The sequence below is a fragment of the Chitinophaga sp. 01L420 genome, assembly GCF_056399985.1.
Window position 1 is genome coordinate 41,302 of record NZ_JBFTSK010000053.1, and the last position, 14,690, is coordinate 55,991.

The following is a 14,690-nucleotide window of genomic DNA, read 5'->3' on the forward strand; positions in this document are numbered from 1 at the left end:
TTTAATTCACGAAATGTGCAGATGGTGACGACACCGGGTTAATTTTCACCTGCCGCGATGCCCGGAAAGGAATGGCCGCCGCTAACAGGATAACGGTGGCGATGCCTGCCACCAGTCCGGCGCTCTTGCCGGAAAAGAAACACAAGCCAAATAGCAGCAAGGCAATAAAGGCGAGAGAAAAAGCAATCACCTTCAAACCAAACTTGTTCTGCTTTTTTATTTCCAGTTCTTCCAGTTCATCTACTTCCCGCACGGTTTCCCTGCGTTGGGCTCTTAATAGTGTGAGCAGACGGTATTCTTCACTTGTGCGCCCTTGGTAATAAGCATACGCTTCATATAAGGCCAGCATCACGAATGGCAGTCCTACACCCAGCAACATTTCATTAGCACGGCTCAAGCCATGACCCGTAGCGAGCGGAAGAATGATTTTAAATACCAGGTTGGTGGCCAGGCTGATCCCCGTAATATACAGGGTAGCCTTGCCCGTTAGTCGTTTTGAAAACAGTGCCCATATAGGAGGCGCCAGCAACGGACCACCGGTAACGGCGCCGATACTCAACGTAAATTCTACGATGCCACCGATATACGGAACAATCAGCGCAATGCATATCATACCTAGTCCAAAGAACCAGGAAGATATCCTCGCCACACGCATGAGTTTTTTATCTGTTGCCTGCGGGTTGATGGATCCTTTGTAGATATCGTTGGTAAAAACAGCAGATACTACATTCAACGCGGTATTAGCTGATGCAGAAGTAGAAAAATACATACCGGTAAGAATGAGGCCCATCAGGCCGGCCGGCAATACATGCTGACACATCATCAGGTACGCATTTTCTGTTTCAAGTCCCTGCAATCCGGGGTTAATACTTTTGTATAACATCGGCGGCAGCATCCACAATACAGGGCTGATGATATATAGTCCTGCAAAAAGATAAGCCACCTTCGAGGCGGAACGGGGCACATCTACGCTGGTATACCGTTGCACAAAAGTCCAGTTGCCACCAATATAAAAAACATGGTACAATGCAAAAGCCAGGATAAAACCCCAGGTATATTCTCCATTTACTACACTGAAAAAACCTTCCGGTGAGAAATGTAAAAAATGCTGCACGCCGCCGGCAGCATCAAAAGCCAATGGTATAATAATCAGGATGGCGGCGGTGAGGATCACAAACTGCAGTATATCGGTTACCATTACCGCCCATAACCCGCCCACGGCGGTATAGGCAATCATAAACAGTCCGAGTACCACCGTAGACGGCATCAAAGGAAGTCCGAGTGATGCACTGACCAGCCGCGCCACGGAGTAAAGCACCGAACCTTTGATCAGCAACGATACCACCATAAAAATATAGATATAGATCTTCTGCACATTTACCCCCAGGCGCTCCCTGATAAATTCCGCCGCCGTGAGATTGCCGGTAGCTTTCCACCGGGGCGCCAGGTACAGCCCCGTTACCAATCCCCCGATACACATCGTCCATTGTATGGTAATAGCCACCCATCCATATTTATAGGCAATGGACCCCCAGGCAACAAAAGTGCCCGCCGAAAAGAAGCTCATAAAAAGCGATAAACCGCCAATGAACCAGGGTACTGATTCACCGGCAGCAAAAAAGGATTTCAGATTTCTCCCCGTCCTGGAAAAGGAAAAACCCACCAGCATAATAAATAAGGAAAATACAATAATGACAGACGTATCAATTACAGTGTTCATCAGCTTCTTCTGTTTAACTCCTGTCTATGGAGTGATAGTTAATGTAAGTTCTTTCGTTGCTCTCTTTTCACCATTATACCGTACGGCAGATACATCAAATACCACTTTATAAGTACCGGGTTTCGTGTAGCGGTATTTATAGGATGATAAGGTAGTACTGATATTTTTCAGCGCAATACCCGCATCCGGCTTAATAGAGAAAGGATCAAAGCCTTTGCTGATCACCCAATCCTCGTTATCAGCCGCATCTTTATTACTATTGGGCATCAATAACTGCGTAGTAGTAACGGCCCACACAAAGGCGGTGTTCTTAAAGTCGTACGCTTTCCATCCCGCAGTAGATAATGCCGCCAGCGGAGATACCACACTATCCGGAGAAATATTATTGGCTTCAAAGGTCCGGATCACCCACCTGTTTTGTCCCTGCGGCTTTTTATAATCAGCATATTTAAACGCTACATAAATACGTGCTGCTGTATTTTTCGGGTCTGCAAATTCTTTTAAACTGATGGTACCCGATGGTGTGTTATCCTGTCCGGTGGAAAAAACTGCCCGGTCAGAAATGTCCTTCCAGGTGGCTGCTCTCACGTTGGTGGTATCTGTTATGCCGTTAAAATCATTTGATACCAGTAACTGCAGATTTTTATAAATTAACCCAAACTGTACAAACGTCTTAAAATTAATCTGCAGATCATTTTCCGCGCTGGTACGCTCTCGGAACGCGTAGCTGTGTCCGGGCTCTCCGGAATAGAAGATGATATTATCCGGGTTGCCTGTAAAGTTAAAGATCACCGTATCCCCGGCTTTATAAGTCAATGAAGCGGTGGCTACTTCCAGTGAGGGCGTTTCCACTTTCTCCTTTGCACAGGATATCAGTATAAAAACAACCATCAGCAGGTATATTAAATTTCGCATAGTAAGATACATTTAATGCTTTTTTCAATCTCCTTTTACCAGCCTTTATTTTGTTCTGCCAGGTGGTTAATGGTCAGCTCGGTGGTTGGAATAGGAAACACTACATTTCTTGCCGTTGTATTTTTGGCGGCATTGCCGGCATATTTCCACGCACTCGGTGCGGTAGCCGCAATTTCCGCAGCCAGCGATTGCATTTTAGACAGGTATAATCCCCATCGGATCAGGTCATGCTTACGCATGCCTTCGAAACAAAGTTCCCGGGCGCGTTCGTCCTGTAATGCGGCAAGAAACTCATCTTTACCTAACCCTGCGGGCAGATCAACCGCCGGATCAGGAGTGGCGGGTGGTTTGCCATACCCTCTTCTTCTCACCATATTAACGGCGTTATAAGCGGCTGGTACCGGGCCATTGATGGCATTCTCCGACTCGGCCTTCATCAGCAATACATCAGCATAACGGATCACCGGGAAGTTGGTGGAGTTATAGAGCCTGGTTTTAGGAAGTGATGTTTCATATTCGCGACGCCATTTACCGGCGGTACGATCGTAGATCTGTACATCCGTATAAGGCACTTTACCAACCACACCATTGATAGTACCATATTTGTAGGGAGCAATGGCCCAATCCCTCCGCCTATCGTCTGCACCAAACAAACTGAATAACCTGGCAGTGGGATGTACGGCTCCACCTGAGAATCCAATATTATCATAGGCGGACTCCAGGCCATTCTCAATGCCTACCCCGCCTGCGAGTTGTTGTGATCCCTGCTGATTGCCATACATACCTATTTCCCACAGGCATTCCTGGGGTTCGTTAATATCTTTGGAATGATTGATAAATATGGCACTGTAGTCTGTATTCAGAGAATGCTTAGCCGAAGTGATCACTTTATCCGCGTAGGTGAGTGCATCTGCATACTTTGACACATCTTTCAGCGGCTCTCCTGCCATAGTCAGGTAAACCCTGGCCAGTATTGCCTGTACCGTGGTGGTGGTCACCCTTTCGTTATTGGTGTATGTACTGATGTCATTCACCAATGGCTCAGCAGTTTTCATATCGCTCACGATCCGGTCATATACGGTTGCCACGGTAGCGCGGGATACGGAAGGATCTGTTGGAGATTGGGTCGAAGAAAGTTTCAACGRCACACCTCCGAAATTATCTACCAGGATAAAATAAAAATACGCTCTTAAAAACAATGCCTGTCCTTTGATAGCGGCTCTCTTTTTTTCATCCATCTTTGGCTTGTCTACATTCTCCAGCAGCAGGTTAGCCCGGTCTATGCCCTGGTAGGCCACTTCCCATAATTTACCTACATCCAGCTGACCGGCATCAAAGTCCATTACTTTTAAATTATTTACCGACACATTCTTGTAGAAAAACTCGTCGCTGATGGCGAGGAAGCTGAACAATCCTCTTGAATACATTCTCCCGAAATTATCTATCAGCCGGTTATACACCCCATTCAACGCCCTGTCCAGGTCTGCTTCTGTATTATAATAATTTTCCGGCGTTACAAAATCTTCCGGCTGGGTATCCAGGAATTTGTTACAGGCGCTGAATGTGCTAAGGCTAAAAAGACAAAGCAGCAGGATATATTTTTTGATATTTATTGTCCCTGATTTCATAATGGCAGCTTTTTTAGTTCATTAAAAGGTCACATCAAGACCGAAAGTGATCGTTCTTGCTTTAGGATACGCGGACCAGTCGAAGCCCGGTGTTAAAGCCGATTGTCTTACAGATACTTCCGGGTCCAGTCCTGAGTAGTTTGTCCAGGTAATGAGATTTTGTGCAGAAGCATATACACGCAATGCTTTTATTTTAGCCTGCTTCAACAGTGGTGCGGGTAGATTATATCCGAGTGCCACCGTTTTCAACCGCAGGTAAGAGCCATCTTCAATAGTTCTGGAAGAATATACCAATGGCCCCTGCCCTCCTACTTTGTATAGCTTGTTACTTTGATTGTCCGGCGTCCAGCGGTCGGCATAAGAAGCAAACATATTCAGGAATGCTCTTGTTACATCACCATTTTCAAACTCTATGCGATTGGCATTCAAAATGTCATTGCCATAACTCCACTGCAAGAACACGTTCAGGTCAAAATTCTTATAAGTAAAATTATTGGAGATACCACCGGTATGTATCGGATTAGGATTCCCGATGATGGTCAGGTCATTATTATCCACCTGTCCATCTCCATTGATATCTTTAAACTTAATATACCCCGGTTGTATGCTGCTCCTGGGATTGCCATTGTTAGGTACTTTGTCTTTCAGCACATAGGTGCCATTGGATTGATCAAAATCACTGTATTGGTAGATGCCATCAAACATAAACCCATAAAATGATGCGATCGGGTGGCCTGGAATAGCGATATAGGGATAAGCATTATTAAAGTTACCCCAGGTGATCCTGGAAGCATAACTGGGCTCCCCTTCATTCAACTGCAATACTTTGTTGCGGTTAAAGGATATGTTGAAGTTGGTAGACCAGGTAAACTTTTTCCGCTGGATATTTGTCGTGTTCACCGTAAACTCCAATCCTTCGTTAGATACCTTTCCAATGTTCCTGATACCACTCAGGTAACCTGAAGATGGCGCCAGTGTGGCGTTTAACAGAAGGTCTTTTGTATTCTTCTTATAATAATCCACGGCGAGCATGATCCGGTTTTTTAAAAACCCGAGGTCTATGCCGATGTCCGTTTGCCTGGTGGTTTCCCATTTAAGTTTTGGATATCCGAGGTTGCTCGGTATAATGCCCTGCACGGGAGAATTGCCAAAGCTGTAGCCGGAATACGGGAAAAGCTGCAGCGAAGTAAGGTAGGCAAAATCACCTACCCGGTTATTCCCGGTGGTACCGTAGCCCGCGCGGATCTTGGCATCCGAGAGGAACGAAAGATCTTTCATGAAAGATTCTTCGATGATCCGCCATGCCACTGCGCCCGATGGAAAATAGGCCCAGCGGTTGTTGACAGGGAATTTGGAAGAACCATCCGCCCGGAAGGAAAGCGTGAGCAGGTAACGTGATTTATAACCATAGTTAACCCTGCCAAGGAAAGACATCAGCGCGTTGGATGATTTTGCAGTCGGCGCAGTATTGATGATGCCTTCATCCAGGCCGCTCATGCCGAGCGACTCATTCGGCAGCTGGCTGGCGGAGAACCCGTAATTATAATAGGTGGCCTTTTGCATCGTGAAACCACCCAATACATTCAGGCTATGATCCTTGTTGATCACCCGGGCATAGGTGAGGGTATTTTCATTCAGCCAGTTGGTTTTTTCTGTGTTACTAATGGATCCGTTCACACCTAGCTGGCTGCTTTTCGGATTTCCCAGGCGGGTATTGGAACTATTGAAGATCTCTTTGCGTTGAGTTTCTTTCGTCAATCCTCCTGCTATTCTTAACGTAAAATATTTTGCCGGCTTGTATTCGATATAGGCATTAGTGATCAGTGTATTATTGAATAGCGGGTTGTATTCATTTTTGGTAGAAATGATGGGATTCATGCGATACTCACTCAACGGATCCACATCGGGATCAAATGGCTCGTCTATCAGTGACCCATCGCTGGCCGAATCACCTGTTACCGGCCGGTATCCCCAAACGCTGTACATCAGGCTGGAGGTAGGGCCAGATGGTGTTGGCGCAGCCACGGCACCATAAGTTTTGGTAGCTGTATAGTTGAGATTAATGCCTGCTTTTATTTTTTCATTGACCTGCTGGTCCAGGATGGCCCTTCCCTGGTATCGTTTAAAACCGCTGTTGATGATAATCCCGTTCTGATCCAGCAGGGAGCCGGAAAGCGAATAAGTGGTTTTATCGTTGCCTCCTCTTAAAGAGAGACTGTGGTTCTGCATAAATGCTTTTCTGAAAACCTGGTCCTGCCAGTCTACTCCCTTTACATTTTTATAGTCTTCCAGTGTTTTGCCTTCTTTCAGGTAGATGGGTGTATAAACGGCGGTGTTTTGCTCCAGCTGGTATTTCACAAACTCGTAGGGACTCATCATCTCCTGCTTTTTGATATTTTCCTGGAATCCCATCCAGGTTTGATAGGAAACGGAAGGTACCCCTGTTTTACCTTTTTTGGTGGTGATGATGATCACGCCATTGGCGCCTCTTGCGCCATAAATAGCCGTAGCGGAAGCGTCTTTCAGCACTTCGATGGAAGCAATTTCCTCCGGGTTGAAAATGTTGTTGGAAGGATTTTCCATGGGGAATCCATCCACTACATACAAGGGAGAGTTGTCTTGTGTAACCGAGTTATTACCTCGGATAACGATATTCAGAGAGGATCCTGGCTGTCCGTCGCTGGCCGAAACCTGTACACCGGCAACGCGGCCTCCGAGTGCTTCTTCAAAGGAAGGCACCGGTGCCTTGGCCAGATCGGCCATTTTAACGGCACTTACCGACCCCGTGAGATCCTTTCTTTTTACGGTGCCGTAGCCGATCACCACCACGTCATTCAGCCCTTTTATAGCCGGTTCCAGTACGGTGTTATATACACTCCTGCCGACCGTGAGTTTTATTTCTTTGGGGAGAAATCCCACATAGGTAAAAACGAGTATGGTGCCAGGGGCACTGCTTACGCTGATGTTGTATAGTCCGTTTTCATTGGTAATGGCGGATATTTGATTATTTTTTACCCGGACAGTCACCCCTATTAAGGGTGTTCCTGCGGCTTCTGTTATTTTGCCTGTAATGACTTTCTTTTCCGCCGGCGCCGTGGCGGGCTGCTGTGCTACTATTACGGTAGCCGGGAAGATGATAAAGAACAGGATAAGCAGATACCCTGCTGATAAGCGAACATTTTTATGCATACCCCCAAACGTGTTTTAGTGTTTTAGTCAGATTGATTCATTCACATCATTTAAAATTGATCCAGGCCCTAACAGGCTACAGATGGCTACTCCATGTGTTCGCGTACGCGGTGAGCAGTAGTTGGTTGGCATAAAGTGACAGGTATAGGCATAGCTGGCACAAAAGAGGTTGTGAGCAACAGTTCTTTCATATCGTGAGAATTTATTCTATCCAAAGATTATAACTAACTGCTACCCGATGAATAAAAAAATGATGATTTTACGATTGGGAACATTCCCATAAATTGGGAATGTTCCCAATTCTGATATTATTGTGTTTCTTTACAAAAACGAACGGCCATGAAGCGACACCAGGTAACAATTATCGATATTGCTAAAGCGCTCCAGCTCTCTAAATCAACCGTATCACGAGCCCTGACCGGGCATCCCAGCGTAAATACCTTGACCAGGCAAGCAGTGCTGGACCTGGCTGAAAAAATGGATTACCAGCGCAATATGCTGGCGATCAGTCTAGTGACGCGAAAAACGAATACGATTGGCATCATCGTACCAGAATTTACCAGTTCTTATTTTCCCAATATTACCATCGCCGCACAGGAAGTGGCCAGCAAAGCCGGCTACAACACGGTGATTTGTCAATCCAATGAAACCTACGAAACAGAAGTGGCCAACACAAAAGTGATGCTGGCGAACCAGGTAGACGGTGTATTGGTATCCATTACAAAGGAAACAAAGAACTTCGACCATTTAAAAATATTCCAGCGCAAAGGCATTCCCATCGTATTTTTTAACCGCGTATGTGATGAAATGGATGTGCCCAAAGTAATTGTGGACGACTATGATGGCGCCTTCCGTGCCGTAAATCACCTCATCGAAAGAGGCAGGAAAAGGATTGCACACCTGTCGGGGCCACCATCGCTGAAGATAAGCGAGAAAAGACTGAATGGTTATAAAGCAGCGTTAAGAAAAAACAATATTGAACTGGATGAAGACCTGGTGATTCCGTATGATCTGAATCTCGATAAGGTGCATATTTATGTCAATCACCTTTTAAACCTTCCCCATCCTCCGGACGCCATCTTCGCGATCAGTGACCCTACTGCGATAGAGATTATACAAGTGGTTAAAAAAAGAGGGTTACATGTGCCAGAAGATATTGCAGTGGTGGGCTTCAGCAATGATTTCGCCTCAGGTCTTATTCACCCTTCATTAACCACAGTATCACAACCGGTAAAAGAAATCGGGGGAACCGCCGCACAATTGCTGATCGATCAGATCAACCGCGACGTAAGTGAATGGAAAAGTATTATCCGTGTATTAAAGACGGAGCTGATTGTACGGAATTCCAGCTAGGCAGATAAATACCAGGCAAGTTTCCGTTTCTCCTCTCATGTAAGATGATATGACGATGAAACCGGTGATCCATGGAATGTAGTACAGATGGGCTTTAACGGCATCCAGCTGTTTATAAAAGTGCGTTGAATTTTTAATTACTTTATTAGCTTTACACTGGAAATAGGATATTTCCTCGGGTTACACGCTTCCTATTGCATCCTGGAAACAGGAAAAATACTGCCGGAGGCAATTGCACTCTATCATAAAAATGGTTACACTCTCATTCCAAATTATGGCCAATACGCTGGCGTAGAAGAAAGTGTATGTTTTAAAAAGGCAGTTCCCACTGACTAATTGTAACTCCTTTTTAATATTAAGCAGATAAATACAACCGGAGTATATAAGACATCTCATACAAGATAAAAGCAAGTACCAGGGCCCCGTGAAAGGTCCGGTTACTGATTTTTATGGCCAACAGGCACAACACAATATGAACAACATTGCGTATCGGATATTCGATGCCAAAATGATGATAGTATATCTCTCCCTTTAATAAGGTATCCACCACATCTGCGATAAAGGAAAAGGCCAGCACACCAAAGAACCACTTTCGCCGCGAATAAAAGTAGTCGGGGTAACCGGTATAATCTTTCAGGTCATCCGGATACAGTAATGCACAAAGCAGGAAGAAAGTAGTGATAAAGGATATCACGAAGATATATTCCGGGAAGGTCCATTTTTTGATGGAATACAGCGGCATTTCCCACCACCAGAAGTGTATCAGCAGAATGAAGATATAGAATACCCAGGAAAGGTGTATCCAGTAAGGCTTTTCCCGGTTTGGATGTTGTATGAATTTGGCAGTGCCTTTCAGGAGGTGTGCAATACTAAGACTAAGGATAAATCCTATCACCATTCTTACGTGACCAAATGTTTCCATAGTGTGGGGGCTTTATATGAATTTAATTCATTGGCCCGACAAAACAAAAGCCCCGATTAAAATCGGGGCTTATTTACCTAAACCTACAACTGTTACACTGTTATTGCAACAATATTTTTATGTTGAAAACTGTTCCATTAGTGCATAGCAGACGGATCCAGTTTCGGTGCTTTCTTAGCTTTTACCATCAGTACAAATGGCACACAAATCAGGAATAGAATTCCCAGGTACAGAAACACATCCATATAAGATAAGGTGGCTGCCTGTTTGGTGACTGTGAAATCCAGTAACTTATAGCCCGTATTCAGTGCCTGATGAGGATCCATGCCTTTGGCGGTGAAACTATGCTGTAAACCATTTACCCGGCTAATAACATCTGGGTTATTGGTATCCAGTTTAGCTACCAGGTCGCTACGGTGCATCATATTCCGGCGGGCCATAAACGTAGTAATCAATGCTACTCCGAATGAACCTCCCAACTGACGCATCATACCCGTAAAGGCGGCACCCTGACCAATCTGCTGTCCTTTCAATCCAGACAATGATAAAGTGGTGATAGGAATAAAGAGTAAACCCATACCAATACCACGTACAATCAGCATCCAGAAGAAAGATTCAGAACCGGTATCAGCCGGTGTAATGATCTTATATCCCCAGAAACAGAAGACAAAGAACAGGAACATACCGCTGGCTACCATGTATTGTTGTGGTACCCCTTTCTCCAGCATTTTACCGATCAACGGCATCATAACTGCCGTAGTCAATGCAGCTGGAATCATCAGCATACCTGATTGTGTAGCGGTCCATCCCAGTGAGCCTTGCGTATATAAGGGTATAATAAACGTAGATCCGTATAACCCAAAGCCCATAATAAACGACAGGATAGTACCTACCCGGAGGTTCCCATTTTTGAGCACCCTCAGCTCCACAATTGGGTTCTTATAAGTAAGCTCGCGCCATACAAAAAAGAACAGGGCCAATACACTTGTTACCGTTAAGGCCGTAATGGTAGAGTCATTAAACCAGTCATCTTCCTGTCCGCGTTCCAGTACAAATTGTAAGGAGCCTACCATCAGCGCCAGGAGTCCGATACCGAGGAAGTCGATTTCGCTGATCGAACGTTTTTCTCCATATTTCGGGCTGCGTACAAACTGCAGGGTAAGCAGCGTAGCGATCACACCGATGGGAATGTTGATGTAAAAGATATAAGGCCAGGAGTAGTTATCTGTAATGAAACCACCTAACGGAGGTCCTAAAGTTGGACCAATGATTACCCCTAAACCATAGATGGCCTGGGCAATCCCGCGTTTTTCAGGCGGATAACTTTCTGTGATAATAGTTTGTGAAGTTACCAACAATGCACCTCCACCTAAACCCTGTATGAAGCGGAATATGATCAGCTCAAACATGGTCGTTGCGTTACCGCAAAGGAAGGAGGAAACGGTGAAGATAATAATCGACGCCGCAAAGTAGTTACGACGGCCGAACTGTTGTGATAACCAACTGGTCATCGGTACAATGATTACGTTACCAATGGCATATGCCGTAATCACCCATCCTATTTCACTGAGCGTAGCGCCCATGTTACCACGCATGTCATTCAACGCCACATTTACGATAGTAGTATCCACTATCTCCAGCAAGGCGCAGAATATAGCGGTGATCGTAATGATCACCCTGCGCGAGCCGTATTCTATCAATGATTCTTGTTGCATGCAGCACTTTGTATTTTGAATGAGAACAATTTCACCCGGAGTTAATAATTAATGACGAACATGATCCTTTCTGTTGATGATATTTTGTGTCGAATCGATTACGCCTGTCTGTTAATTATTGCATGGTTCCGTTCCATTAATTATTAACTCCGGGTAAGTTGTTATTCATTTGTATGATTAGTTGAGATGCACATCTACCAGTACGTTCATACCCGGGCGTAACTGTTTTACCAGTTCATCATTCGGATTATCGAACTCTATTTTCACCGGTAAACGTTGTACCACCTTCACGAAGTTACCAGAAGCATTATCTGCTGGCAGCAGGGCGAATTTAGAACCGGTAGCTGGTGCGAAAGAAGTTACTTTTCCTTCCAGACCCTTACCAGGGTAAGCATCTATATGAACGGTTACTTTCTGGCCCAGTTTCATTTTGTCCAGCTGTGTTTCCTTGAAGTTAGCCACTACCCATGGTGTGGTGTTCAGTACCACGCTGAATAAAGACTGACCGGCTGCAACAAACTGCCCTGGCTGTACGAAGATTTTTGACAGTACACCATCTTCAGGAGCTGTGATGATAGCATAAGACTGGTTCAGCTTCGCGTTTTCCACATCGGTTTGGCGTTGTTTGATACCGGCATTTGCCACATTGATTTGTTTGGAAGTAGCACCGCTCTGGGAAGTTACCACGCTGGTCTGGCGACCGGCAGCAGCTTTCTGTTTAGCTAATACATCCAGCTGACGTTCAGCCGTTTGTTTAGCAGCGGAAGCCTGTTCAAATTCCTGCTGTGTGATAGAGTGATCTTTGATCAGGTTAGCGTAACGATCGAAATCCTGACTGGCTCTCCAGAGGTTTACTTTCGCCGCTTCGATTTGTGCATCGATGGTACCTACCTGCGCCTGAGCAGTGCTGATACCTGCCTGTGCAGCAGCGGTAGAAGCTTCTGCAGCACCCAGGTTAGCCTGTGCTGCAAACAAACCGTTTTCTGCCTGTTGTACTGCAATAGCCAGATCGCGGTCATCCAGGATCACCAGGGTATCGCCTTTCTTTACGAACTGGTTATCTTTTACTCTCACTTCTTTCACATAACCGGATACGCGGGGTATAACCGGGCTTACATTAGCATCGATCTGCGCATTATCTGTTTCTTCATGGTGCTGACCATGAATATATTTAGTGATACCAAATGCGCCGCCACCCAGCACCAGCACTGCCAGCACTATGACGAACCCTTTGCTTTTCTTTTTAGGCGCGGTTGTTTCCTGCATGTTTATATTGTTAGTAGGTTTTGTTTGAGTTTGCGTTTCCACAGCTTTGATATTTATTAGTTTGATCGTATTATTTGTTGTTGGGTTCCAGTATACCGGCTGCCTGTAACAGTTTGTTATAAGCTACGAGTGCATCTGCTTTAGCATAAGCGTAGTTCAGGTGCGACTGCAGGTTAGCCACATCTGCATCCAGCAGATCTGTGGTAGTAGCCAGGTTATTATCATGCTTATTCTTCGTAATCCGGTAGTTTTCTTCTGATTGTTCTATCGCCTTAATATAAGTGTCCATCTTCTTGTGGCTCAGGAGGTAGTTTTCGTAAGATTGATACACGTCCAGGTGTATATTGTCTGCGATCTTCGCTTCGTTGGCCTGTACTTCTGCCATTTGAGCTTTAGCACCTGCTACTTTTGATCCTGTTTTCCAGAGAGAAGATAAATTATACTTAACACCTACCCCTGCAGTCACTGCATTGGTAATGGTGATGAGGTTCGGTACATAAGCTGCGATGTATCCGCCGGTCACTGCCAGTGAAGGATAATAATCTGCTTTTGCACCTTTTACGCCGGCAAATGCGGCTTTTTCGCGGGCGCTGAGTGATGCCGCATCCTTACGGTTCTGATAAGCCAGTTGCTCAAATTCCGCCACACCACGACCATCTATATTGTTATCTACTTTAAAGATGGTGCTATCTACCTGAATCACGGTGTTATCCGGTAAACCCAGCATGATATCCATGTTCAGGTTAGCGATTTTCAGGTTGTTTTCAGCGTCCATTAATGCCAGTTGGTAATTCGACTGTTGCAGTTCTGCCTTTAAGAGGTCATTACGGGCAAGCAGGCCATTCTTTTCTTTGTTGGAAAATTCCTTTACTCTTTCATCCGACTGACGGATGTTTTCCTGTACCAATGCTACGGCAGCTTTTGATTTATACAGATTGCTGTAGGCAGCAATCGTGTTCTGGATAACATCTTCACGGTCTTTATCAACATCCAGCCTGGCTGCTTCTGCGAGGTAACGGGCAGATTCTTTACCACTCTGTAATTTTCCACCTGCAAAAATCGGAATAGACACATTGGCTGATCCGTAAGCCGCCTGATTTACTTTGGGGCTTTCTGCAGGGGTACCACCACTATTGTCTCCCAGCTTCAGTTTCAGGTCTATGTTCGGCTGAGTGAGGCGAAGATAAGAACCGGAAACACTTACATCGGGTAACTGACGTTCATTTGCTTCTTTGAGTGAGGCAGTGGCTTGTTCTACTTTAGCGTGGCTCACTCTTAATTGTTTGCTGTTTTGTATACTCAGCGATATGGCTTCATTTAACGAAAGCGGTTTTACGCTCTGTTGTGCGGATGCTGTCTGAAAGAAAAAAGTCAGCAGGATTCCCGATGCAAGCGCATATAATCGTGCGTATATGCTTTTAGAATTCATGTGTTAGGATTGCTTTGAACAATTTTTTTAAATGTATACTTACTCTTTTTTTAATATACACGCTGTAATCTTCGTCACTGATGGCGTCGGATGGAGCGCTTTTCTTTAGTATATGCTGAGCAGGTATTACCTGATGAATAGTCCCGAATAAAGTCGTCATCAACATTTCAACATCTACATCTTTATGAAAAATGCCCGCTTCCTGCGCATGGGTAACAATGGGCTGCATTAACCCGAGCATTTCCCCTTTCAGTTGCCATATCAAATCCCTTACGGGGCTTTGCTGGCTGTTTAATTGTTCCCGGCTCATAATGCACTGGAAATATTGTTCTCCCAGCATCTTATTAATAAACCGGTCAATGAGACTGTTTATTTTTTCAAGCGGTTCCATCGTATCGTTCTCCAATAATTCATTGATGAACTTACGGGATGCTTCCATTCTATATCTGAAAATAGTCTCCAGTAATTTGTCCTTCGATCCGAAATAATAGGAGATCATGGCAATATTTACATCCRCCTCCTGTGCTATGTCCCTTACCGATGTGCCATGAAA

Annotated in this window: 10 protein-coding genes; 1 reads left to right on the forward strand and 9 read right to left on the reverse strand. The window is 45.1% G+C overall.

Annotated elements, in window-relative coordinates:
- Window position 1 precedes the first annotated feature (1 nt).
- Genes AC1DP6_RS31880 through AC1DP6_RS31895 form a run of 4 tightly spaced genes read right to left on the reverse strand, consistent with a single transcriptional unit; the run spans window position 2 to window position 7,452 of the window.
- Complete coding sequence (locus tag AC1DP6_RS31880) at window positions 2-1,720, reverse strand: sodium:solute symporter family protein (RefSeq protein ID WP_477058483.1); 1,719 nt, start codon at window positions 1,718-1,720, stop codon at window positions 2-4.
- A 24-nt stretch (window positions 1,721-1,744) separates the two neighbouring features.
- A complete protein-coding gene (locus AC1DP6_RS31885) occupies window positions 1,745-2,635 on the reverse strand; it encodes a DUF5017 domain-containing protein (protein WP_477058484.1) in 891 nt (296 codons plus the stop codon).
- 35 nt (window positions 2,636-2,670) lie between these two features.
- Window positions 2,671-4,263: a RagB/SusD family nutrient uptake outer membrane protein gene (locus tag AC1DP6_RS31890; protein WP_477058485.1), complete on the reverse strand. Its 1,593-nt coding sequence runs from the start codon at window positions 4,261-4,263 to the stop codon at window positions 2,671-2,673.
- 21 nt (window positions 4,264-4,284) lie between these two features.
- A complete protein-coding gene (locus AC1DP6_RS31895; RefSeq protein WP_477058486.1) occupies window positions 4,285-7,452 on the reverse strand; it encodes a SusC/RagA family TonB-linked outer membrane protein in 3,168 nt (1,055 codons plus the stop codon).
- A gap of 339 nt (window positions 7,453-7,791) precedes the next feature.
- Between AC1DP6_RS31895 and AC1DP6_RS31900 the strand changes: the two genes are divergently transcribed.
- Entirely contained in the window at window positions 7,792-8,805 is a 1,014-nt protein-coding gene (locus tag AC1DP6_RS31900; protein WP_477058487.1) for a LacI family DNA-binding transcriptional regulator, read from the forward strand.
- Between the two features lie 355 nt (window positions 8,806-9,160).
- Here the strand turns inward: AC1DP6_RS31900 and AC1DP6_RS31905 are convergent, their stop codons facing one another.
- From AC1DP6_RS31905 to AC1DP6_RS31925, 5 genes are all read right to left on the reverse strand, one after another.
- Window positions 9,161-9,727, reverse strand: a complete 567-nt coding sequence (locus AC1DP6_RS31905) for a hypothetical protein (protein WP_477058488.1) — start codon at window positions 9,725-9,727, stop codon at window positions 9,161-9,163.
- A gap of 137 nt (window positions 9,728-9,864) precedes the next feature.
- Entirely contained in the window at window positions 9,865-11,442 is a 1,578-nt protein-coding gene (locus AC1DP6_RS31910; RefSeq protein ID WP_477058489.1) for a DHA2 family efflux MFS transporter permease subunit, read from the reverse strand.
- Between the two features lie 177 nt (window positions 11,443-11,619).
- Complete coding sequence (locus tag AC1DP6_RS31915; protein WP_477024178.1) at window positions 11,620-12,750, reverse strand: HlyD family secretion protein; 1,131 nt, start codon at window positions 12,748-12,750, stop codon at window positions 11,620-11,622.
- 28 nt (window positions 12,751-12,778) lie between these two features.
- The gene (locus AC1DP6_RS31920; protein WP_477024179.1) at window positions 12,779-14,137 is read right to left on the reverse strand and encodes a TolC family protein; all 1,359 of its coding nucleotides are present in this window, start codon (window positions 14,135-14,137) and stop codon (window positions 12,779-12,781) included.
- Window positions 14,127-14,690 (reverse strand): TetR/AcrR family transcriptional regulator (locus AC1DP6_RS31925; RefSeq protein ID WP_477058490.1); only part of this gene is annotated, 564 nt, incomplete at its 5' end. The genes AC1DP6_RS31925 and AC1DP6_RS31920, both read right to left, overlap by 11 nt.